The organism is Labrenzia sp. PO1 (assembly GCF_012273635.1).
GTDB lineage: Bacteria > Pseudomonadota > Alphaproteobacteria > Rhizobiales > Stappiaceae > Roseibium > Roseibium algicola.
Window position 1 is genome coordinate 1,118,843 of the sequence record NZ_JAAXCR010000002.1, and the last position, 18,708, is coordinate 1,137,550.

23 protein-coding genes are annotated in these 18,708 nt (G+C 59.5%); 13 read left to right on the forward strand and 10 right to left on the reverse strand.

Going from position 1 to position 18,708, the window contains the following annotated elements:
• Positions 1 to 47: 47 nt before the first annotated feature.
• A complete protein-coding gene (locus HCG46_RS13050) occupies positions 48 to 881 on the reverse strand; it encodes a hypothetical protein (protein WP_077290953.1) in 834 nt (277 codons plus the stop codon).
• A gap of 372 nt (positions 882 to 1,253) precedes the next feature.
• Between HCG46_RS13050 and HCG46_RS13055 the strand changes: the two genes are divergently transcribed.
• Entirely contained in the window at positions 1,254 to 1,931 is a 678-nt protein-coding gene (locus tag HCG46_RS13055) for a FadR/GntR family transcriptional regulator (RefSeq protein ID WP_022998913.1), read from the forward strand.
• Positions 1,928 to 3,208, forward strand: a complete 1,281-nt coding sequence (locus HCG46_RS13060; RefSeq protein WP_168686471.1) for an MFS transporter — start codon at positions 1,928 to 1,930, stop codon at positions 3,206 to 3,208. Before HCG46_RS13055 ends, HCG46_RS13060 begins: the two co-directional genes overlap by 4 nt.
• Here HCG46_RS13060 and HCG46_RS13065 read toward each other — a convergent pair.
• The 3 genes from HCG46_RS13065 to HCG46_RS13075 form a co-directional block, all read right to left on the reverse strand.
• Complete coding sequence (locus HCG46_RS13065; protein ID WP_168686472.1) at positions 3,192 to 3,707, reverse strand: GNAT family N-acetyltransferase; 516 nt, start codon at positions 3,705 to 3,707, stop codon at positions 3,192 to 3,194. The two genes, HCG46_RS13060 and HCG46_RS13065, sit on opposite strands and share 17 nt — an antisense overlap.
• Positions 3,708 to 3,803: 96 nt before the next feature.
• On the reverse strand, positions 3,804 to 4,196 hold the full coding sequence (locus tag HCG46_RS13070; RefSeq protein ID WP_168686473.1) for a VOC family protein: 393 nt from the start codon (positions 4,194 to 4,196) through the stop codon (positions 3,804 to 3,806).
• 208 nt (positions 4,197 to 4,404) lie between these two features.
• Positions 4,405 to 4,935 carry a winged helix DNA-binding protein gene (locus HCG46_RS13075; protein WP_022998917.1) on the reverse strand — a complete coding sequence of 177 codons (531 nt, stop codon included), beginning with the start codon at positions 4,933 to 4,935 and terminating at the stop codon, positions 4,405 to 4,407.
• Positions 4,936 to 5,056: 121 nt separating this feature from the next.
• On the opposite strand from HCG46_RS13075, the gene HCG46_RS13080 reads away from it, so the two are divergent.
• From HCG46_RS13080 to HCG46_RS13090, 3 genes are all read left to right on the forward strand, one after another.
• Complete coding sequence (locus HCG46_RS13080; RefSeq protein ID WP_022998918.1) at positions 5,057 to 6,148, forward strand: LLM class flavin-dependent oxidoreductase; 1,092 nt, start codon at positions 5,057 to 5,059, stop codon at positions 6,146 to 6,148.
• On the forward strand, positions 6,148 to 6,633 hold the full coding sequence (locus HCG46_RS13085) for a flavin reductase family protein (protein WP_075284360.1): 486 nt from the start codon (positions 6,148 to 6,150) through the stop codon (positions 6,631 to 6,633). Before HCG46_RS13080 ends, HCG46_RS13085 begins: the two co-directional genes overlap by 1 nt.
• A 243-nt stretch (positions 6,634 to 6,876) precedes the next feature.
• Positions 6,877 to 7,059: a hypothetical protein gene (locus tag HCG46_RS13090; RefSeq protein WP_022998920.1), complete on the forward strand. Its 183-nt coding sequence runs from the start codon at positions 6,877 to 6,879 to the stop codon at positions 7,057 to 7,059.
• Between the two features lie 163 nt (positions 7,060 to 7,222).
• On the opposite strand, the gene HCG46_RS13095 is transcribed toward HCG46_RS13090, so the two are convergent.
• Genes HCG46_RS13095 through HCG46_RS13105 form a run of 3 tightly spaced genes read right to left on the reverse strand, consistent with a single transcriptional unit; the run spans position 7,223 to position 9,550 of the window.
• Positions 7,223 to 8,389: a glutathionylspermidine synthase family protein gene (locus HCG46_RS13095; RefSeq protein ID WP_168686474.1), complete on the reverse strand. Its 1,167-nt coding sequence runs from the start codon at positions 8,387 to 8,389 to the stop codon at positions 7,223 to 7,225.
• 15 nt (positions 8,390 to 8,404) lie between these two features.
• Positions 8,405 to 9,076 (reverse strand): PspA/IM30 family protein, encoded by a 672-nt coding sequence (locus HCG46_RS13100; RefSeq protein WP_022998922.1) that lies wholly within the window; start codon positions 9,074 to 9,076, stop codon positions 8,405 to 8,407.
• 33 nt (positions 9,077 to 9,109) lie between these two features.
• Positions 9,110 to 9,550, reverse strand: a complete 441-nt coding sequence (locus tag HCG46_RS13105) for a DUF2170 family protein (protein ID WP_022998923.1) — start codon at positions 9,548 to 9,550, stop codon at positions 9,110 to 9,112.
• 163 nt (positions 9,551 to 9,713) lie between these two features.
• Between HCG46_RS13105 and HCG46_RS13110 the strand changes: the two genes are divergently transcribed.
• From HCG46_RS13110 to HCG46_RS13140, 7 genes are all read left to right on the forward strand, one after another.
• The gene (locus HCG46_RS13110) at positions 9,714 to 10,769 is read left to right on the forward strand and encodes an ion channel (RefSeq protein WP_022998924.1); all 1,056 of its coding nucleotides are present in this window, start codon (positions 9,714 to 9,716) and stop codon (positions 10,767 to 10,769) included.
• Positions 10,750 to 11,397 (forward strand): DUF2491 family protein, encoded by a 648-nt coding sequence (locus HCG46_RS13115; RefSeq protein ID WP_022998925.1) that lies wholly within the window; start codon positions 10,750 to 10,752, stop codon positions 11,395 to 11,397. Before HCG46_RS13110 ends, HCG46_RS13115 begins: the two co-directional genes overlap by 20 nt.
• A 20-nt stretch (positions 11,398 to 11,417) precedes the next feature.
• Positions 11,418 to 11,828 (forward strand): DUF350 domain-containing protein, encoded by a 411-nt coding sequence (locus tag HCG46_RS13120; protein ID WP_168686475.1) that lies wholly within the window; start codon positions 11,418 to 11,420, stop codon positions 11,826 to 11,828.
• Positions 11,829 to 11,918: 90 nt separating this feature from the next.
• A complete protein-coding gene (locus tag HCG46_RS13125) occupies positions 11,919 to 12,485 on the forward strand; it encodes a DUF1190 domain-containing protein (protein ID WP_022998927.1) in 567 nt (188 codons plus the stop codon).
• Between the two features lie 101 nt (positions 12,486 to 12,586).
• Positions 12,587 to 13,165 (forward strand): glutathione peroxidase, encoded by a 579-nt coding sequence (locus HCG46_RS13130; RefSeq protein WP_168686476.1) that lies wholly within the window; start codon positions 12,587 to 12,589, stop codon positions 13,163 to 13,165.
• A 310-nt stretch (positions 13,166 to 13,475) separates the two neighbouring features.
• The gene (locus HCG46_RS13135) at positions 13,476 to 14,162 is read left to right on the forward strand and encodes a metal-binding protein ZinT (RefSeq protein WP_168686477.1); all 687 of its coding nucleotides are present in this window, start codon (positions 13,476 to 13,478) and stop codon (positions 14,160 to 14,162) included.
• A gap of 209 nt (positions 14,163 to 14,371) precedes the next feature.
• On the forward strand, positions 14,372 to 14,722 hold the full coding sequence (locus HCG46_RS13140) for a carboxymuconolactone decarboxylase family protein (protein ID WP_022998930.1): 351 nt from the start codon (positions 14,372 to 14,374) through the stop codon (positions 14,720 to 14,722).
• A gap of 33 nt (positions 14,723 to 14,755) precedes the next feature.
• Here the strand turns inward: HCG46_RS13140 and HCG46_RS13145 are convergent, their stop codons facing one another.
• Positions 14,756 to 15,607, reverse strand: a complete 852-nt coding sequence (locus tag HCG46_RS13145) for a LysR substrate-binding domain-containing protein (protein WP_168686478.1) — start codon at positions 15,605 to 15,607, stop codon at positions 14,756 to 14,758.
• Positions 15,608 to 15,754: 147 nt separating this feature from the next.
• Between HCG46_RS13145 and HCG46_RS13150 the strand changes: the two genes are divergently transcribed.
• Positions 15,755 to 16,675, forward strand: coding sequence for a DMT family transporter (locus HCG46_RS13150; RefSeq protein WP_168686479.1), 921 nt, complete (start codon positions 15,755 to 15,757; stop codon positions 16,673 to 16,675).
• 19 nt (positions 16,676 to 16,694) lie between these two features.
• On the opposite strand, the gene HCG46_RS13155 is transcribed toward HCG46_RS13150, so the two are convergent.
• Both HCG46_RS13155 and HCG46_RS13160 read right to left on the reverse strand, forming a co-directional pair.
• On the reverse strand, positions 16,695 to 17,525 hold the full coding sequence (locus tag HCG46_RS13155; protein ID WP_168686480.1) for a PD40 domain-containing protein: 831 nt from the start codon (positions 17,523 to 17,525) through the stop codon (positions 16,695 to 16,697).
• 148 nt (positions 17,526 to 17,673) lie between these two features.
• Complete coding sequence (locus HCG46_RS13160) at positions 17,674 to 18,702, reverse strand: LacI family DNA-binding transcriptional regulator (RefSeq protein ID WP_168686481.1); 1,029 nt, start codon at positions 18,700 to 18,702, stop codon at positions 17,674 to 17,676.
• Positions 18,703 to 18,708 lie beyond the last annotated feature (6 nt).

An 18,708-nucleotide genomic window follows, 5' to 3' on the forward strand; every position in this document is an offset into this window, starting at 1 on the left:
CGCGGCAAGTGACAACATGAACCTGTCGCGCCAATGGACCTTGGTGCTCAATACCAGAACCCTTCCCGCCGCCAGATGGTGAAATGGCCACGCACAGGTGGGGCCGGGGTGCCGCCGTCGATCGTGAATTCGCAACCGCCCTTTAGACCCTTGCCACCGGTACGGCGCAGGATCACGTATTCGTTGCATTGCGGACCACCGCTGGAGCTCTGGCACATGTCGATGCGCGCGCGTTTCTCGTCCAGAACTTCCCAGACCCAGTCGATCATCGCCACATGTCCGTTCCAGACCATGAAATCGAGTGGCTTGACCTCGTTGATGTCGTCGATGTTGGTCTTGGCAACATGATCCGGATACCGCCGGGGTGAAACACCGTAATACTTGTCCCACTCACCCGTGAATATCAGGAAATTGGCGATAAAGCCTATGCAATCCATACCGAAAAAGCGGTCTTGCACCATCTGCTGCAGTGCCGCCTGATCGGACATCTTGTCGAAGTAGAGTTTCTTGATCTTGCCGGTCTGCTCGACATCCTTGGAGCCGTCCTTGTTTGCGCGGCCGCAGACCTCAACCTTGTACTTGTCCAAAAGATCCTTGTTCTTCAGCATGAAGTTCCAGATCTTGACGAATGTCTTGTCGTTTCCCTGGCCTTTCAGCGCCAGGTCGATCTCGCGGCCGCCGACATGCTGGTTCAGCGTGATGCCGTGGGGATCCTTGATCCAACGGAAATTCTTGAAAAAACTGGTTGCGCTGTCGTTGCCGCCGTTACCACGGTCCTTGCAAAGATACTGCGTAAGCTTGACCCGGCCGGCGCTGGTCTGCAGGCCAGGATTTGTCAGAACGTCGACGTATTCGTAAGGCAGAAAAAAAGACTCGGCCACATTCACTCTCCCTTGGTTAGGCCCCCTCAATGGCCCCTGAAGCTGTATGCGTAATCGGCGTCTTTCGTAGGCTTGCCGGTGCAGCCAAATAGCCACGTCCCCGGCGAATGCGTCTGTCTTCCACGTCACATTATTTGTCATTGTTGCAATGCGCAGCATCACACCTTTTGAGGGATCTCGGCCAGCAAGATGCGATCAAGGCGATGCGCCCTGTGCGAGGCGACTGATGCCCCGACAACCCCGAGACTCCGCACATGAACTGTTTGACCGGACAACACCTGAAAAGGCGTCTTTCCCTCACGCGATTTCGCCGATGGACAAGCCGCGTCATCACCCCTATGATCAAGTCATCTGATGATTTGGTGACTTCAAATGCAATCTCTGGCAAAAACGAGCCTGGTTGACAGCGCAGCCGAGGCGATCCGGGCGGAAATCGTGGGCAATCGCTGGTCCGTGGGGGAAAAGCTGCCCAACGAGGCTCAGCTCTCGGCGCAGCTTTCCATCAGCCGTGGCACCGTGCGCGAAGCCGTGCGCGTGCTTGTTTCGCAAGGCTACCTGGAAACACGGCAGGGTTCGGGCACCTATGTGCTGTCGGTCGTCGATGCCATCGGGCCATTGACCATGGCGCGTCGCGCGACCCTGCGTGACCAGTTCGAGGCCAGGCTGGCGCTGGATGCGGAGGCCGCCAGGCTGGCCGCTCATCGCCAGACACCAGAGGTGATTTCGGAGCTGCGCCGCTTGCTCACGGAGCGCGGAAACTATGATGGTCACGACAAGGCCGGTTTCGTGGAGCGCGACCTTGCCTTTCACCGGGCTGTTGTCGCGGCCTCGCAAAACTCCGTTCTGGTCAACATGTACGAATTCTTCTCCAGTCTGATCGGCGAGACCATCGAGGCTACGCTTGGAAAAGACCTGCAGGAACCCGATATGGCGGCCCACGCGGCCATTGTCGATGCCATCGAGACAGGCGACCCGGAACTGGCCGAGGCCGCTGTCCGGCGGTTCATGGCCCCTGTCCTGAGAGACCTGGAGCGACTGCTCGGCTCATGACTCAGGCATCTGAAATCGATCCCGGCTCGATCGAACTGATCGATGCCGAAGACATTGACGTTTCCGCTGAGCAATCCCAGCCGGCGACGCAGAGCGGACTGGTGCGGTTTCTGCTGGGCGCAAGCCTGGTACTGATCGCCTTCAACCTGCGTCCGGTCTTTTCCAGCGCGTCGGCTTTGCTTCTGGAAATCCGCGAAAATTTTGGCCTCACGCCAACGGGCGCAAGCCTTCTGACGACACTGCCCGTTGTATGTCTCGGCCTGTTCTCCCCGCTGGCTCCACGCCTTGCCCGCCGCATCGGCACGGAACGCACATTGCTTGCTGTCGTGGTTTTGCTGGCCATTGGAACGGCAGCAAGAGGAACGTCCTCCGTGCCGTTGCTGTTTCTTGGAACAGCGTTGGCGGGTGCCTGTATCGCGGTTGGCAACGTACTTCTGCCGGGGCTCGTCAAGCGCGATTTCCCCGACAAGGCCGCGCTGGTGACCGGGTGGTACACCATGGCACTTTGCGCGGGCGCTGCCGCCGGCGCAGGATTGACCATTCCGTTTGAAGCGGCCCTGGGTGGTTCTATCGAGGGCGCGCTTGCGATCTGGGCCGTGCCGGCACTCGTGGTGGCCGTCCTGTGGTTTCCGCAGGTCATGGCGACGCGCAAACGTCCCAAGGGCCCGACTTATGTGGTGAAGGGCATGTGGGGTGACAGGCTGGCCTGGCACGTGACCCTGTTCATGGGTCTGCAATCCGCACTTGCCTATTGCGTCTTCGGCTGGCTGGTACCGATCCTCCGCGCCCGCGGGCTGGACGGCGTCACTGCCGGCGCAATCGTGTCGGTGTCGGTGATGGTGCAGGCTGCCGCCTGCCTGATAGCACCGCATCTTGCCGTTCGCGGCAAGGACCAGCGGCTGATCAACGTCGCACTTTGCGCCATAGCGGTTATAGCCCTGCTCGGCCTGCAATTCGCGCCACTGTCCACCGTCTGGATCTGGGCGGTGCTGCAGGGCATCGGCCAGGGCGGACTGATTGCGGTGGCGCTTACGGTCATCGTGTTGCGGACACAGGATTCCCATTCCGCTGCGCAGCTTTCGGGCATGGCCCAATGCGTCGGCTATACGCTTGCCGCCATCGGCCCACTGATCGTCGGCCTCATCCGAAGCTGGACGGGAAGCTTTGCCTGGAGTGCGGTGCTGTTCGTGGCGCTTGGCCTTGGCGCCGCCATCAACGGCTGGTTCGCCGGAAAGGCAAGTCACGTCAATGTGGAGACGGTCAAGCTGTCCGGCTGACCGCGCCAACGGGGCCTGATGTTTCCAGCCGGTATTTCAGGAAACGCGTGCCGTCATAATCGGTCTCGCCGATGAAACGTGCCCCCATCCGACGCAGTGCACCGAGGTTCCGTCGGGACGGCGGCAGCAGGAAGGTGACGAATGGAATGCGCGGGTCTTCACTGGCAAAGGCCAGCGCCTTTCTGGTGATCGGCATACCGAGGCCAAAGGCTGCCGGGTGCAGCACCAGCCCGAAATCCCACTCCTCGCCTTCTTTCTGAAAACCACCCCAGCCGACATAGCGGCCATCTGCCAGAAAGGCCCAGTGGCCAAGTCCGTCGCGTTGCCAGCAGGCTTCCTTGGCCGCGACGAACTTCGCAGCCATCTCGAGATCCCATGAGAAGGTCAGAAGCGGCATATGCGTGCCGACACGCGGGTCGGACATATGCGCGACAAACTCTTCCAGCGGGATGTCCGGCAGGCGCACAAACTCGATTATCGGCTGACTTGATCTGGGCATGGGCTGGCATCTCCTGAAACTGGCCAGCGCTTCTTGCACCCAAAATGGCCGGCCCGATCAAGACAACTCCTTTGCCCGATGATCAACACTGCGTGTTCAGGCGCTACTGCTGTTTTCCTGGCTGACGGAGACATTCAGCTTGTTACCGTCGAGATCACGCACATAAGCACCGAAATAATCCGGGTGATAGGAACGAGGGCCGGGTGCGCCTTCATCACGTCCACCACACCGCAGTGCGGCAGCATGAAACGCCCTGACGGCCTCCGCATCCGGCGCATAGAACATGACCTGCGTACCATTGCCCGATGTGGCTGCCCGCCCGTCAAACGGCAACAAGACAAATAACGATATACGACCATCGGCACCTGCATAGCCAAGCTCGCGGGGATCGGAAAAAACCCGCTTCATGCCAATAGTCGCAAGCACTTCGTCGTAAAACCGGCCGGCAGCCGAAAGATCGTTGGCGCCGATACAAACCCCTGACAACATTTTTGAAAATTAACCCGCGCTGAAGGTGTGGCCCGTCTCGGCCAGGCCGTCTGGCCCGCTCATATCACAGTTCCTCCCGCTTGCCAGAGCCGCAACGCAACAGTGCGCACACTTACCTCACCAACCGCAGCGGAGCCGCAGCGAGACGGCTCCTCGCTGGAACAGCGCGACGAGCCTGGCCATACACGTCAGTGATATGGAACCACCGTTACCGGCGGTAGGTCGCGGCGATGCGGGATATCTCTTCGTAGATGCCCGCCAGGATATTGAGGCTTTGACCTGCTTCTTTCAGGCGCTTGTCAAATTCGGGCAGACTTGAGATCTGCTCAATCAGCAGCCGTTTGCGCACAGCGCCGTAATCATCGGTGATCTTCTTGCCTTCCGGTGTCGCCTGATAGGTCACGCCCGTGCGGCCTGAGCCCTGCTTTTCAATCAGCCCCGCCGCCACGAGTTTTCGCATCGAATACTGGATGTTCGGAATGTCGTCGCGGTTGGTAAGCCGGGCCAGTTCCTTGATGCTTTTGGCCCGGTCGTTCATGCGCACGATATGCAGCAGTGCGTTTTCCGGGCCGGTCGCCCCAACGTCGCTGACAGACGCCAGGCATTCTGTCTGCCATCGCCCGAACGCCTCGAAACAGCGCATCAACGCGAATTCCAGCTCGGTGCAGACGACCTCCGCATCGTTTTCCGAAAGGTGCCAGTGATAGTTGAGCTTCTGATCGTCCGACTTGCCGGTCATCGGTCCCTCTTCGTTTTTTCAGATCGAATATAGCTGCGATTCAGTTTGACGTAAGGGCGTTCTTGCACATAGTTTTAAATAAAAAATACAATTGAAAATCTATCCTAAATGGAGGGGATCCATGCCTACCAACATGATGAAAGACAAGAACGGCTTCAAACTCGGGACGTTTTCGTCCAATTGCTCGTCCGGGATGACGGTCACCAAATCGCCGTCCAGATGGGTCAATAGCTGGGAAAACAACCTGAAACTCGGCCAGATGCTGGATGATGCCGGCATCGACTTCATGCTGCCGATCGCCCGCTGGATCGGTTACGGCGGCGAGACCGACTTTCACGGCAGCGTGCTGGAAACGGTCACCTGGGCAACTGCGCTGCTGGCCTCAACGAAAAACATCACTGTGTTCGCCACGGTGCATACAGCTGCAAACAATCCGGTGGTCGTCGCCAAGCAGATTGCCACGATGGATCAGGTGGGCAATGGCCGCGCGGGTCTGAACATTGTCGCGGGCTGGAACAAGCCGGAATACGAAGCCCTGGGCCTGACCCTGCCCGACGATCACGAAACCCGCTACGGCTACGCCCAGGAATGGTTCGATGTGGTCGAGAAGCTCTGGACCTCGAAGGAGTATTTCGACTGGGAGGGCAAATACTTCAACCTGAAGCACGTTGCTGGCGACCCCAAGCCCGTCAACGGCCGGCCACCAATCCTGAACGCGGCAGGTTCGGCAACCGGACGGACCTTTGCCACCGACAATGCCGACTACCTGTTCACGCCGGCCATCGATCTCAACCGGTCCGTCGATGAAATCAAGGAACTGAAAGCGCAGGCGGCGGAGAAGGGGCGCGATGTGGGTGTTCTGACCTTCAGCCACGTCATCTGCCGGGAAACTGAGGAAGAGGCGACCGCCCTCCGAGACCGACTGATGGGCGATCTGGCAGACTGGGAAGCGGTGGACAATCTGGTCAATCTGCAGTTCGCGCATGCGCAGTCGTTTCCGCACGACCTGCTGGCCCAGATCAAGAACCTGTTCGCCATGGGCCACGGCGGGTTCCCGCTGGTTGGAACTCCGCGGCAGGTGGCCGACGGCATCCTAAAACTGCACGAAACAGGCTTTGCCGGAACGACGCTCTCCTTTGTCGACTATGTCGAGGAGTTCCCGTATTTCCGTGACAATGTTCTGCCGCTGCTTGCGGAAGCCGGTATCCGGTGATGGACCCCGTGCCGTCCAGAGAATTCACCAACGCCATGCGGGCGTTGGTGGGCAATTGTTCCGTCATCACAGTCGGTGAGGGAGAGGACATTTCAGGCCTCCTCGTCACATCGGCAATGTCTCTCAGCGCCGATCCGCCGCTGGTGCTTGCCTGCGTCAACAAGGCTTCCTCCAGTTGGCCCTTGCTGAAGAAGTATCCGAAATTCGGCTGGTCTTCGCTTGGACCCGAGCACCGCAAGGTTGCCGAAAACTTTTCGGGGTTCGGCGGCGTCAAGGGAGCGGAACGTTATGCCGGAGCCACATGGCGCACGGCGGAAACCGGGGCTCTTCTGCTGGAAGATGCTCCGGCCGCTTTCGATTGCGAGGTCGAGGAGATGATCGACCGGGCGACCCATTCGATTGTCATCGGCAAGGTGCGTGCAATCCGGCAAAGCCAGTCATCGGGCGCGCTGGTTTACTGGAACGGAGCGTTCCAACCGTTGTAAACGGCCTTTTGCCGAGAGACGCAGCTTCTTGAGGAGCTGCGTCTCTCCATCCCGCGACTTAAATTTTCCGCAAAAAATTTGCCTGGAACACAAACCGTCCAGACAGCCCGCTTTTTCGCGATTTACAGAGTTTCTGTCCGTCCAGAAATCCGTTCCGCCGCTCCCCTCTCCGGGCTGGAGAAGGAACCATCCTGTGTGCGCTCCGTTTATTCCATGGACCCATAACCAACACAGGAGGACCAGATGGACCTTTCCATGAACGACCTCAGCCCGAAGCTTCGCAAGGAAGCCGAACAGGAGGCAGAAAAGATCAAGCGGGTCGCTGACAAGTCCAACGCCGGCGGACAGCTTGGTGGAACGTTTTTCGGACAGGAACAAGATGACGGCATGGCACCGCCGAGATCAGTTGCAGCCGGCCGGTCCTGATACCGGGTTTCACTTCAGGGCGGGCTGACACAGCCTGCCTGTGAACCGACCGGCGGCCGTGAGGCGCACGAAAACAAGAACGACCCATAAAAAACGGTCGCGCCCGGCCGCCGGGTCGGTTTCACATCCAACCATACCCCGTCAACCAGCGCGTTTTCGGCAATCAGCTTTCCAGAATGACATGCGGCACAAACCGCGACAGGTCTTGCGTCACCGGTGCCTTGTCCTCACGCAGGCAGATGCCCGATGCCTGGCCGCCAATAATCCATGAACCGATCATGACGTAGTCGTCGCCGAATTTCGGCGGTTCCGCATAGGCCTGCAGGATGTGGCCTTCCGCGCCATACCCGCCGGGTGTGCTGAGTTCTTCAGATCCGAGACCGCGCACCGTGATGTTGGCACCCTCCCGACTGAAGAACGGTTTGCGCACATGCGGGCCTTTCAGGAATGCCTCATCCGCCTCCCCCTCGAAGCAGGACGGCAGCAGGTTCGGATGGTCCGGAAACATCTGCCAGAGCAGCGGCAGGATTGCCTTGTTCGACAGCACGGCCTTCCAGGGTGGCTCAAGCAACTGTATCGGCGCATCGGGCAGATAGGGGCCGTAATCCTCGCGCAGCATGTCTTCGTAGGGATACAGCTTGAACAGGGCGTCGATCACGAAACTGTCGGCGTCGGCAAACCGGCCCTCGCCGTCGAGCCCGATCTCTTCCACAGCAACAAAATGCGGTATCAGCCCCGCCTGCCGCGCGCAATCTTCCAGATAGCGCACGGTTGCACGATCTTCGTCGTGATCCTTCGATGAGGCGAAGTGAATGTGATAGCCGGGCGCGAACATGGCGGCGAACCGCTCGATCAGGCGATCCTGAACGGAGTTGAACTGATCGCTGTCGGTCGGCAGAACGCCAGCCGCCATCTGCTGCTCCAGCCAGATCCACTGAAAGAAGCCGGTTTCGTAAAGCGCTGTCGGCGTATCGGCATTGAATTCGAGAAGCTTCGCAGGCCCGCTGCCGTCGTAGAAGAAATCGAAGCGGCCATAAAGCGAGGGCTGTTGCTGCTCCCAGGAATTGCGGATCCAGGAGCGGTACTTTTCCGGGATCGCCATCTTGTCCATGAGACTGTCGTCACGGACTGCCCGATCAACCAGATCGAGGCACATGCCGTAGAGCTCCTGCGAGGGATCCTCGAGGTCGTCCTCGATCTCGCGCAGAGTGAACTGATAGGCGTGGGTCTCGTCCCAGTACGGTGCGCCGTACATGGTGTGAAAGCCGAAGCCGAGGCGCTCGGCTTCTTCCTTCCACCCCGGTCTTTCAGGAACTGCGATCCGCTTCATGGTGCAGGCGGGGCGTCAGAGTTTCGCCAGAAGAGCCTGCACGTCGTTGCGGGCCGGATTTTCCAGGGCCTTGATCTTGGCTTCCAGATCGGCGCCGCTTTCCAGGCGAGCGTCTTCTTCAGCCGCTTCGAGCATCGCCTGCTGTTCCGCCTGGCGCTGTTCCAGGCGTGCGAGGCTGTCGACCGCACTGGCCAGCCGGCCGTCGGAAGCCGTGGTGTTGGTGGACGCCGCCTTCTGGGCCTTGATCAACGCTTCGTTGGCCTTTGCGCTTTCCATCTTGCGCTGCAGGGTCTCGATCTTGTTCATCGACTGGCGAATGGTGCTGTCCATGCGCTCTTCGGTGGACTTGTACTGATCGAACAGAGCCTGGTCGGCTTCCGCCTTGTCCCGCAGTTTCAGCACGCTCTCGATGATCTCGATGGCTAGCGGCTCGTCGCCCTGTGCCTTGGCACTGCGGGCTGCTTCCGTGCGCCGCTCGATTTCGGTCATCAGTTCGGCGACGGATTTTTCCTTCAGCTTGCGGTTGGCCGCCATGCGCGCCTTTTCGTCCTTGGCTGCACCGATCGCCTGTTTTGCTTCGCGGATTTCCTGTTCCAGGATCGTCATCAGGTTGGCGTCCTGAACGGATTCCGCGGCATTGTGGGCGTGGCCCTTGAACGCCGTAATCAATTTGCCCCAAACACTCATTTTCAAATGTCCTTCTTCAAATTGGCGGCGGGATCAGGCAGCGGCCTTGGGACCGACGTCGGCGGCCAGCTCCAGAGCGCTGTTGGCGATGGTGCGCAATTCCGTCTCGACCGAATCCAGTGTCGAGCGCACGGACATGGCGCCGAAGAGCTCGTAATATTCGCGTCCGTCGATCATATCGATGGACAGGGCGCAGAGCGGCAGCAGCTTCTTGTGATTGCGCAGCATCATCGCCTCGAAGGAGGCCGGGTCCTCCTGGGCATCGCAAGGCCACAGAACCGTGGACGTCAGGATCTGGGTTTCGCCGACAACCATGAACAGTGTGATTTCACCGGCCGAGTGAAGCTGGACTTCCAGCACGCCGGCCTGATCGGAACTCACCGTGCAGCTGATTTCACCTGCCGCGAAGGAATCCGATTGCTCCAGAGCTTCCTTCAGCTCCGCAAGTGTCCAGGGAGATTGCCGCGTACTCATCCAAAGCCCTCCATTTCAAATCCGGTGCCGGGATCCGGCCTCGAACAAGTAGAAGCCCCGTCTAGCCGTTTCAAGCGATTATTCGGAAAGCTATGCCGAATTGACAATAGGGCGGGCTCTGGTCAGAGTAGCCGGCGACCGAAACAGGGGGCAAATTTCAGCGGTGCCAATCCTGCAACTCATCATTTCTCGGCTCTACCAACACGTCCTCGAGCTCAAGCTCTGGCTGCTTGCGACGCTGATATGCGCCTATATGGTGATCTCGTGGATCCTGTTTTTCCTGGCTGGTGAAACAGGCCTGACGGGCAATCCGCTGACCTTCATCTATTTTGCCGCGACAACCGCCTCGACGGTCGGTTACGGCGACCTGTCTCCGTCGACGGAAGCAGGCCGGATGGTGGCCGCCTTCTGGTTCTTTCCGGGTGCGTTGCTGATTTTCTCGGCCGTCCTGGGCCGGTTGACGGGTGTCCTTGTGGAAGGAGTGAGGCGTATGGCTGACGGCAACGGAAACTATGAGCGCGTGCAGAACGCCACGGTGATTGTCGGCTATCACCGGGACAAGACACCCTTGATGGTGGAGAACCTGGTTGCCGGCCAGGACGGAGACGACAAGATCATTCTGCTTGCGGACTCCAAGAACGTGGAAGTGCCGGAGGGCGTGCGGCTGATCCGGGCCGAACGCATGGACGCCCTGCAGTCGCTGCGCCGTGCGGCCATTCCAGGCGCGCAGAAAGTGCTGGTCTACGCCGGCTCGGATGCAGAAACCTTCAACACCTGCCTTGCCATTCGCGAACTTAACGAGACCGTTCACATTGCGGCCTATTTCGAGGACCGTGACACCGCCCGGCGCGCAGGCAACCTTGCGCGAATCGAACCGGTGGTGTCGAACGCCTGCGAAGCACTGGTACGCGCTGCGCAGGACCCCGGCGCGGGTCAGATCCTGATGGCCCTTTCCACAGCGGGCCTCGGCGCGACCATTTATTCGGCCATCGTCCAAAGCGGTGGCGGCACCGAAACCGACAAACTGGAACAGGCCCTTTCAGGCGCTGAAGGTACGCTGATTGCGGTTTCCCAGCCGGACGATCCGGATTTCCTGTTCAGACCTTTCCCCAAGACGTTGAAGACAGGCGGCTCGATCTATTATCTCGCCAACAAACGTCTCGCGGCGGGCGAGATCACGGCCGGTCTGGGGGGAGCTGATGTTCGGATCACTGTTTAACAAGAAGGACAAAGGCTGGCAGCCGCCGGAAGTTCTCGGTCTGACCATCGGCAGAGGCATTTCCTTCGATCCGATCGCGCTTCGCCTGCTGCCTGCCGACAGTCTGATCGAACGTCCCGACACCACTCTGATGATCACCGCCCAGGGGCATTGCGACCTTGGCGAACAATCGCACATGCATCGTTTCTATCCTGACGACGACCGCTTCCTGATCCAGTTTCAGGGCGGCGACGGCAAGAACGACGAGCGGGTTGACGAGATCATGCTGTGGTACTTCTATGACGTGCAGTACCCGACCGGCGACACCGAGTGGAACCGGGTGAAATCCGCGATCCGCCAGACGAGTTTTTCACTGCCGGGCGAAGATCGCGACTACCGTTTCGAGCGGGCCTGGTTCGATACGTCGACTGCGCCGGAAGATCCGATGACTTACTGGGAGGAAGTGTGCGACGACCGCGAAGGCCGCGGAAGGCGCAAGATATTCCAGACCGCCATGCTTTTTGCCCGCCCCCTGCAGGACGGCCGGGACGAAATGCTGCTCGTCAACATGGAAGAGCCGGAAAATGCGGAACGCAGCGTTGCGTTCATGCTAGGCTTCCCGCTTGAGCGGCACAATTTTTCTGTCTGAACTGAATAGTGGAGACCAATATGGCAGACCTTCAGGCGTCCCTTTCAGGCATCGTTCCTTTTATTGCCTATTTCATTACAGCTATCATCATGCTGCTGATTTTCATGAAAATCTATACCGTCATGACCCCGCATGACGAAATGGCGTTGATCAAGGAAAACAACGTTGCCGCTTCGGTGGTCTTCAGCGCTGCCTTCCTCGGCTTTTCGCTGCCGCTGGCCAGCGCCGCGGCGAATTCCGTGAGCATCATCGACTTCATCATCTGGGGCATCATCGCCTGTGCCGCACAGCTTGTGGTCTACCAGGTCTTCCGCCGGTTCTTCCCGAAGGTCACGGACCGGATCAAGGGTGGTGAAATGGCGATCAGCACCAATCTTGCTGCCATTTCGCTGACAGTCGGCCTGCTGAACGCCGCCTGCATCACCTACTGACCGAGGCGGTACGGGCCGCCCTGCGCTGATGCCCCGAACCGTATCACGCAAAGCATTTCATCAGACCGTTTGAAGGTCGGGAGAAAATTCATGAAACGCTCCAAGTCGATCAAGCTGGTGGTCATGGCAACGACGACCGTGACCATTGCAGGCTGCTCGGACGAACCGACGCTGGATGGCCGGGTCTACAAGACCGAGGCGGAATGTGTCGCCGACAGCTACGTCCCGGACGAGGTTTGTGTCGAGGCAATTACCGCCGGCAAGTCAATCCACAAGGCCTCCGGACCACGCTATGACACCGTCAACCTGTGTAACGAGCAACACGGCAACAACGTTTGCGCCTATGACAGTGCCACCGACGGATCTTCCTACTACACGCCGTTTCCGGCAGGTTATTTCCTGGCAGGGGCACTGACTGGCGCCGTTACCAACCAACTGATCCAGAGCAACGTGCGCCCGGTCTATCCGGAACGCGGCAGCAAACGCTACTACACATCCGGCGGCTATTACGTCGGCAGTTATGGCGGCGGCAGCTGGCGTACCTATGACGATGCGGTGAAGACGCCACCCAAGCCGGCAAAAGTCCAGACAAGGACTTCCGTCGCTTCACGTGGCGGGTTCGGCAGCCGGTCGAGTTCCGGGTTCCGCGGCGGGTAACGGCCGACAGAAGGCAACCGGCATTCAGGTACTGCGGCACACACGCGGTGATCTGTTGCCAGCCCCGGCGCGTACCATTGCCAAAGCGTGAGGGTGTTGAAATGTACCGGCTTCTTTCTTTCGTCTGGTGTCTGGCGGCAACGTGCCTTTGTGCCGTTGCTCAAGCCAAGGATCTCGAGGGCCAAGGCGAAGCAGCTCAGTCGGCCCATGCCTTCACCTTCGAAATGCCCTATGGCGAACCGATTGCGCTAAAGGATTATGCCGGCAAGGCCATTCTGATCGTCAACACGGCAACGGAATGCGGCTTCAGCGGGCAACTGGCCGGCTTGCAGAAGCTGCATGAAACCTATTCGGACCGCGGCTTGCTTGTGCTCGGGGTTCCGTCCAACGATTTCGGCGGCCAGGAACCGCGTGCCGACGGCGACATCGCAAAGTTCTGCGAAGCCAAGTACGGTGCCGAATTTCCACTTGCCGCCAAGACGGTCGTGAAAGGCGAAAAGGCCCATCCTTTTTATCGATGGGCCGCAAGCGAGCTTGGCCCCACGGCACGCCCCTACTGGAACTTCCACAAGTATCTCGTCGGGCCAGACGGCAGCATCCTTGCCTGGTTCCCGACGCCTGTGCCGCCGACTTCATCGGACGTGACCGCCGCGATCGAGAAGGCCCTGCCCGGATCCTGATCCCCGGAAGCGATCTACAGCACCTTTTCAAACGAAGCGAACAACTCGCTATCAGGCGTGTACGCCCTGTTGCGGACGGCTGTCCTTCAGAAGGCGCGTCTTCCCAAGAAGAACACCCCGCTCTTTCCCCCTTCTGATTATCTCCCACTCCGCGGCGTGGCTGCTTGTCTGGCTGGCTGGCTGGCTGGCTGGAAATTGTAACTTTGACATTGCCTGGCCACGTGGATTGCGTTAGGCAGTTTTAGTAATGTAATAACATTACGAATCATTTTGATACTTTCCCTCCCCCAATCAGCAGAGGATCAGATCCATGCAATCACGGTTTGGCAGGCTGGCAGGCGCATGTGCGCTCATAGCGTCGTTTCTCGTGGCAGCTCCCATCCAGGCGCAGGAAGCCAAGGACAACTCGGCTAAACACGACCATTCGCACAAGCATTCACATGATCACTCGAGTGATGCCGAGCGGCAGATTTACAAGGGTTACTTCGAGGACAGCCAGATCCAGCCGCGTCAGCTCACCGATTGGCAAGGCGAATGGCAATCCGTCTATCCATACCTTCAGGATGGAACGCTCGATCCTGTCATGGCCCACAAGGCCGAACACGGCAGCAAGTCGGCTGAAGAGTACAAAGCCTACTACGAGACGGGCTATCGCACCGATGTCGACCGGATCGTGATCGGCGCGGACAGCGTGACCTTCCAGACCGAAGCCGGTGCCTTCGAAGGGCAGTACATTGCCGATGGCTTCGAGATCCTGAACTACGAAAAAGGCAATCGCGGCGTCCGCTTCATTTTCAGGAAAACCGCAGGTGATGATAGTGCCCCGACCTTCATCCAGTTCAGCGATCACCGGATCGCACCGTCGAAGTCCGATCACTATCATCTTTACTGGGGTGAAGACCGGCAGGAAATCCTCAAGGAACTGACCAACTGGCCGACCTATTATCCGGCGGCATTGAACGGAGACGAGATCGTCCATGAGATGACGGCTCACTGAGACTGCGCATGAGCTGAAATTTACGATGGGCGCCGTCTGGTCACCAACATCGGCTCCGCGCCCATCGCTTCGTCCCGGTTTCCGGCAGCGTTTGCTGTCTGGCTGACAAAGTCATTCTCTGCCAACCAAAGCTTGAGCCACATCAACGCCTGTATTGCGGTCCGCGCCTAGGCTGCCTGACGTGATTTCCGGCAACATGGAGATGAAGTATGGCCGTTTCCGACTGGAACGAATTCGTTGCACAAACCGATGAACGCATGGCCGCCGTGCGCAAAGGCATTCCGGAGGTCGCAAAAGGCTTCGGATCCCTGGCGAAAGCCGCGACTGCTCCCGGCGCGCTCGACGCAAAAACCAAGGAACTGATCGCGCTGGCCATCGGCATTACCGCGCGCTGCGACGGCTGCCTTGCCTACCACGCTCGTGCCGCAGCACGCCTCGGCGCGAACAGGGACGAGATCCTCGAAGTGATCGGCGTCTCGGTCTATATGGGCGGAGGTCCGTCCATGATCTACGGCGCTGAAGCGTTGGCGGCTTTTGACGGGCTGAAGGACGACGACTGAACGATGCCTGTCCTGTGCGTTCAGGACATCCGTTCATCTCGTTTTCACCTCCCCTTCCAGGAGGGCTGTTGCAAGGGCTTCACAAGCTCTGGATTCAGCCCGTTTGCTGCGTACCAGGATGATGTCCAGCGGCTCCAGTGGCGGCAGACCTCGATCCTGATCGACATGTTCCACTGTTGAGGGAACCGCCATCTGCACGACGGCGGCAACGGCAAGGCCCGCCTCGACAAGCGTGACCAGCGCTGAATGGCTGAAACTGGAATAGGCGGAGCGGTATCGCAGGCCGCTGCGGCCCAGCGCCGCCAGGGTCACTGTCCGAGCCTGGCTGCCAGGCTCGTAAAGGGCTACGGGGAGCGGGTCTCGCTCCAGCGCCTGACCATCGCGAGAGCTGATCCAGACCATCGGCTCCCGGCGGATCAGACGCCCTTCCGTGCCTCCCGTACGCGTAACGATCGCCAGGTCGATCTTGCCGTCATCGACCTGCGGCAGCAGTGCCGTCGACTGGGCACAGACGACATTCAGCTCCACACGTGGAAACAGGCTTGCGAACCGTCGCAAAACATCCGGCAGCATGGCGGCAATGTAATCGTCCGGCGCACCGATGGTGACCGAGCCTTCCATGTCGGGCCTGCGAAAGGCTTCCACCGCCTCATCATGCAGGCGCAGGATCCGTCTGGCGTAACCTTCCAGTTCCTCTCCAGCGGGCGTGAGCGCGAGGTTGCGTGTATCGCGCACAAACAACGGCTTGCCGATGCGGTCTTCCAGCCGCTGGATCTGCATGGACACGGTCGCAGGTGACTTGTGCACGCGCGTTGCCGCGCGAGAGAAGCTCATCGCGTCGACACAGGCGAGAAAGGTTCGCAGAAGAGCGTGATCGAGCTGCATTATTCTTCAATTTTTTCAACAAGTATCTTCAGATTATATCGTTTGACCAAACAATGAAAGAGGCCTCAATTTACAGACCAGCGGCGGAAATGCGTCGATGTTGTATCAGTTTGCGGTGTGCAATCGCCGCCAGTCAGGACACGTCCCATGACCAGACAGACGGAAGGCGTGATCGGCCTTATCGCGGCGCAGACCTTGCTTGGTACAATCGGACTGTGTGTTCTGGAAAGTGGTGCGGACCCCGTTACCGTCGCCTTCTATCGATGTGCGATCGGAGGCCTGGCCCTGGCTCTCTACTGCTGGTATCGGGGTGATCTTGCCCGGCTTGCCAGACTATCGCCGCGCATCCTGGCCATGGCTGTTGCCAGCGGCGTTCTGATGGCAGGCAATTGGGTGTTGTTCTTCGAAGGAATTCAGAGAACCGGTATTGCCGTTGCCACCATCACGTTCCACATCCAACCGTTTCTCGTGGTGGTTCTGGGCGCCTTCGTATTTCGGGAAAGGCTACAGGCGGCCACTCTCCTGTGGATCGGTCTCGCTCTGGTCGGCCTTGCACTGGCCACCGGGCTGAGCGGAATGGAACTGACGGCAGACCGGTCCTATTTCCTTGGCCTCGCCGCAACCCTGGCGGCCGCATTTCTTTATGCCGGCGTGACAATCATCGCCAAGGGACTGACGGGAATTTCCGCTCCACAACTTGCCATCGTTCAGTTTGCCACCGGTACCTTGATGCTGGCAGCCTTCAGCCCGGCCGGTCCACTGGCCTTGTCGGCAGACCAATGGGGATGGCTGGCGATCATCGGCCTCGTTCATACAGGCGGTGTTTATGTCGTACTCTACAAGGCCTTGCCGAAACTGACGACGCCTGTCATTGCCGTGCTGCTGTTCCTTTATCCGGCCAGTGCGGTTCTGGTGGATGCTCTTGCCTACGGCCATCTGATCAGCGCACTGCAACTTGTCGGCCTGGGGCTCATCATCCTGTCCAGCCTTGCGGTTACGCTGCGGTGGGGCGTCCGGAGACTGACCACAGCCGCCGATGCACAGCTTGTGCCGCCCACCACCCGCTAGCGCTCGCGCACCTGTCCCGTCACGGCTCGTATTTCCCATAGGCAAAGCGCCTGCTGTCCGGGGCCCAGGAGGGAACATTGAGCGTTCCCTGCCCGCCGAAGAGTGACCGCAGGATACGCGGAGTACCACCGTCGGCAGACATCAGGCGAAGTTCAACCGGCCGATTGGCCGGGTGTCCCGTCGTGCCAGCCTCATAAGCAAGATAGGCAACAAACCTGCCGTCGGGCGAAGGATGCGGAAACCAGTTGACCCGCTCGTCGCTTGTCATCTGCTGCAAATCGCTGCCGTCCGGCCTGATGCGCCAGAGCTGAACAGATCCCGATCTTTCACCGTTGAACCAGATCCACTTGCCGTCAGGCGTATAGTCCGGTCCGTCGCAATGGTCGAAGTCACGGGTGACCTGTTTTTCCGCGCCACCGTTCAGGCCAACCGTGAAAACCTGGAAGGTGTCGCCGGTTTCCGGCCTTTTGCCGACGTAGGCAAGTGTCGCTCCGTCCGGTGACCAGCCATGCCAGTAGGATGGTGTCTGCGAAGTAATCCGCCGCGGCACGCCACCCGTTACCGGTAACGTGTAGATGCAGCTTTCCCCTGTCTCTGTCCCGTCGCTGACCGCCAGCATCGTTCCATCCGGTGATAGGCCGTGGTCATTGTTGAGGGCTTTGGCAAAGCCTGTGTCGATCTCGATCAACGCCGGATTGTCGAGCGGGAAGCGGTAGAGCCGGCCACCACCGTTCACAATCAGTGCGGCCCCGTCAGGCGTCCAGTTGGGCGCTTCCAGATGGCGGTCCGTTTCGTACAAAACGGTTTCCGTCCCGGTTTCAATATCGATCGTTGCAAGAATGCTTTTCATCATCTGCTCCAGATTTCTCCGGAGCTTGGCACGGGACAGCCCTTCGGAGAAAGGCCGGATATGGCGCCCAACAGCTGACCGGCGCTGCTAATCCAATAGGCTGTTGGGCAGCAGCAGTTCAATTGGTGCACCTGAACCAGCACCTCGCTCAATCGCCGGCTGGCCCCCGGGTGGTTGCCCGCTGAACGAGATGTACGTCGCATACCCTGACCTGCTGCGGCAGGTCCGGGTTTTCCAAACGTTGCATCAGCAGATCGAGCGTCGCCTCACACAGGTCATGACGGCTCTGGGAGAAGGTGGTCAGGTCGTAAGCCTTCCACGCGGCTTGCGGAATGTCATCGTAGCCGACCACCTGAATGTCCTGCGGCACGCGCAGCCCGTGGATGTGGCGCAGGCCGTCAAGTACCCCCAGCGCCAGGTAGTCAGCTGTACAAAAGACGCCGTCGACCTCGCTGCGCACCCGGTGAACGAATTCCGCGGCCGCCAGTCCGCCGTCATAGGTCTGTGCGCCCCAGGCGATCCGTATCACCGGCACACCACCGTCATTGGCCGCCTGTTCGAATGCGAGCGCGCGGCCGTTGATGGAGAAGGACGAGCGTTCCGGCGTGACGACCGCCAGCTTTCGACAACCGCTTGCGATCAGGTGTTCATACGCTTTCCGGCCACCGTCCTCGAAGGCGGTCACGACCCGGTCGACCGGGGCTCCCGGGTCACGCTTGTTGACCACCACCAGAGGCACACCGTTTTCGAGACATTCGATGCAGATCTCTTCCGGCGGAGTATCGGACGTGACGATGACCCCGGCGACACTGTATTGCAGCAGGGACCCGATCAGGTCGGCTACATCCGTTGATTTTTCTCCCCGCAGCAGGATCGGCCTGAACCCGCATTCCAGCAGCCCCTTTGACAGAAGGTCTATCTGCTCCGAGCGGAAGGGATTGTCGAGATCGGCGGCGACGACGCCCACCAGGTCGGACTTCTGCTTGTGCAGCGAGCGGGCCAGCACGTTGACCCGATAACCGAGTTGACGCGCGGCTGCGATCACCTTGTCCCGGGTTTCCTTGGAGACGCTGGCACCGTCGGTGAAGGTTCTGGAAACAGCCGACCGTGACACGCCCGCCAGGCGAGCGACGTCGAAGGAATTGACTGTTTTCTTGTGACCAGGAGCGTCAGGCATGTTTCT

Excerpts from the sequence above, each read along its gene's own strand:
- HCG46_RS13055 (WP_022998913.1), top strand. The coding sequence starts at position 1,254 with ATGCAATCTCTGGCAAAAACGAGCCTGGTTGACAGCGCAGCCGAGGCG.
- HCG46_RS13060 (WP_168686471.1), top strand. The coding sequence starts at position 1,928 with ATGACTCAGGCATCTGAAATCGATCCCGGCTCGATCGAACTGATCGAT.
- HCG46_RS13065 (WP_168686472.1), bottom strand. The coding sequence starts at position 3,707 with ATGCCCAGATCAAGTCAGCCGATAATCGAGTTTGTGCGCCTGCCGGAC.
- HCG46_RS13070 (WP_168686473.1), bottom strand. The coding sequence starts at position 4,196 with ATGTTGTCAGGGGTTTGTATCGGCGCCAACGATCTTTCGGCTGCCGGC.
- HCG46_RS13075 (WP_022998917.1), bottom strand. The coding sequence starts at position 4,935 with ATGACCGGCAAGTCGGACGATCAGAAGCTCAACTATCACTGGCACCTT.
- HCG46_RS13080 (WP_022998918.1), top strand. The coding sequence starts at position 5,057 with ATGCCTACCAACATGATGAAAGACAAGAACGGCTTCAAACTCGGGACG.
- HCG46_RS13085 (WP_075284360.1), top strand. The coding sequence starts at position 6,148 with ATGGACCCCGTGCCGTCCAGAGAATTCACCAACGCCATGCGGGCGTTG.
- HCG46_RS13090 (WP_022998920.1), top strand. The coding sequence starts at position 6,877 with ATGGACCTTTCCATGAACGACCTCAGCCCGAAGCTTCGCAAGGAAGCC.
- HCG46_RS13095 (WP_168686474.1), bottom strand. The coding sequence starts at position 8,389 with ATGAAGCGGATCGCAGTTCCTGAAAGACCGGGGTGGAAGGAAGAAGCC.
- HCG46_RS13100 (WP_022998922.1), bottom strand. The coding sequence starts at position 9,076 with ATGAGTGTTTGGGGCAAATTGATTACGGCGTTCAAGGGCCACGCCCAC.
- HCG46_RS13105 (WP_022998923.1), bottom strand. The coding sequence starts at position 9,550 with ATGAGTACGCGGCAATCTCCCTGGACACTTGCGGAGCTGAAGGAAGCT.
- HCG46_RS13115 (WP_022998925.1), top strand. The coding sequence starts at position 10,750 with ATGTTCGGATCACTGTTTAACAAGAAGGACAAAGGCTGGCAGCCGCCG.
- HCG46_RS13120 (WP_168686475.1), top strand. The coding sequence starts at position 11,418 with ATGGCAGACCTTCAGGCGTCCCTTTCAGGCATCGTTCCTTTTATTGCC.
- HCG46_RS13125 (WP_022998927.1), top strand. The coding sequence starts at position 11,919 with ATGAAACGCTCCAAGTCGATCAAGCTGGTGGTCATGGCAACGACGACC.
- HCG46_RS13130 (WP_168686476.1), top strand. The coding sequence starts at position 12,587 with ATGTACCGGCTTCTTTCTTTCGTCTGGTGTCTGGCGGCAACGTGCCTT.
- HCG46_RS13135 (WP_168686477.1), top strand. The coding sequence starts at position 13,476 with ATGCAATCACGGTTTGGCAGGCTGGCAGGCGCATGTGCGCTCATAGCG.
- HCG46_RS13140 (WP_022998930.1), top strand. The coding sequence starts at position 14,372 with ATGGCCGTTTCCGACTGGAACGAATTCGTTGCACAAACCGATGAACGC.
- HCG46_RS13145 (WP_168686478.1), bottom strand. The coding sequence starts at position 15,607 with ATGCAGCTCGATCACGCTCTTCTGCGAACCTTTCTCGCCTGTGTCGAC.
- HCG46_RS13150 (WP_168686479.1), top strand. The coding sequence starts at position 15,755 with ATGACCAGACAGACGGAAGGCGTGATCGGCCTTATCGCGGCGCAGACC.
- HCG46_RS13155 (WP_168686480.1), bottom strand. The coding sequence starts at position 17,525 with ATGAAAAGCATTCTTGCAACGATCGATATTGAAACCGGGACGGAAACC.
- HCG46_RS13160 (WP_168686481.1), bottom strand. The coding sequence starts at position 18,702 with ATGCCTGACGCTCCTGGTCACAAGAAAACAGTCAATTCCTTCGACGTC.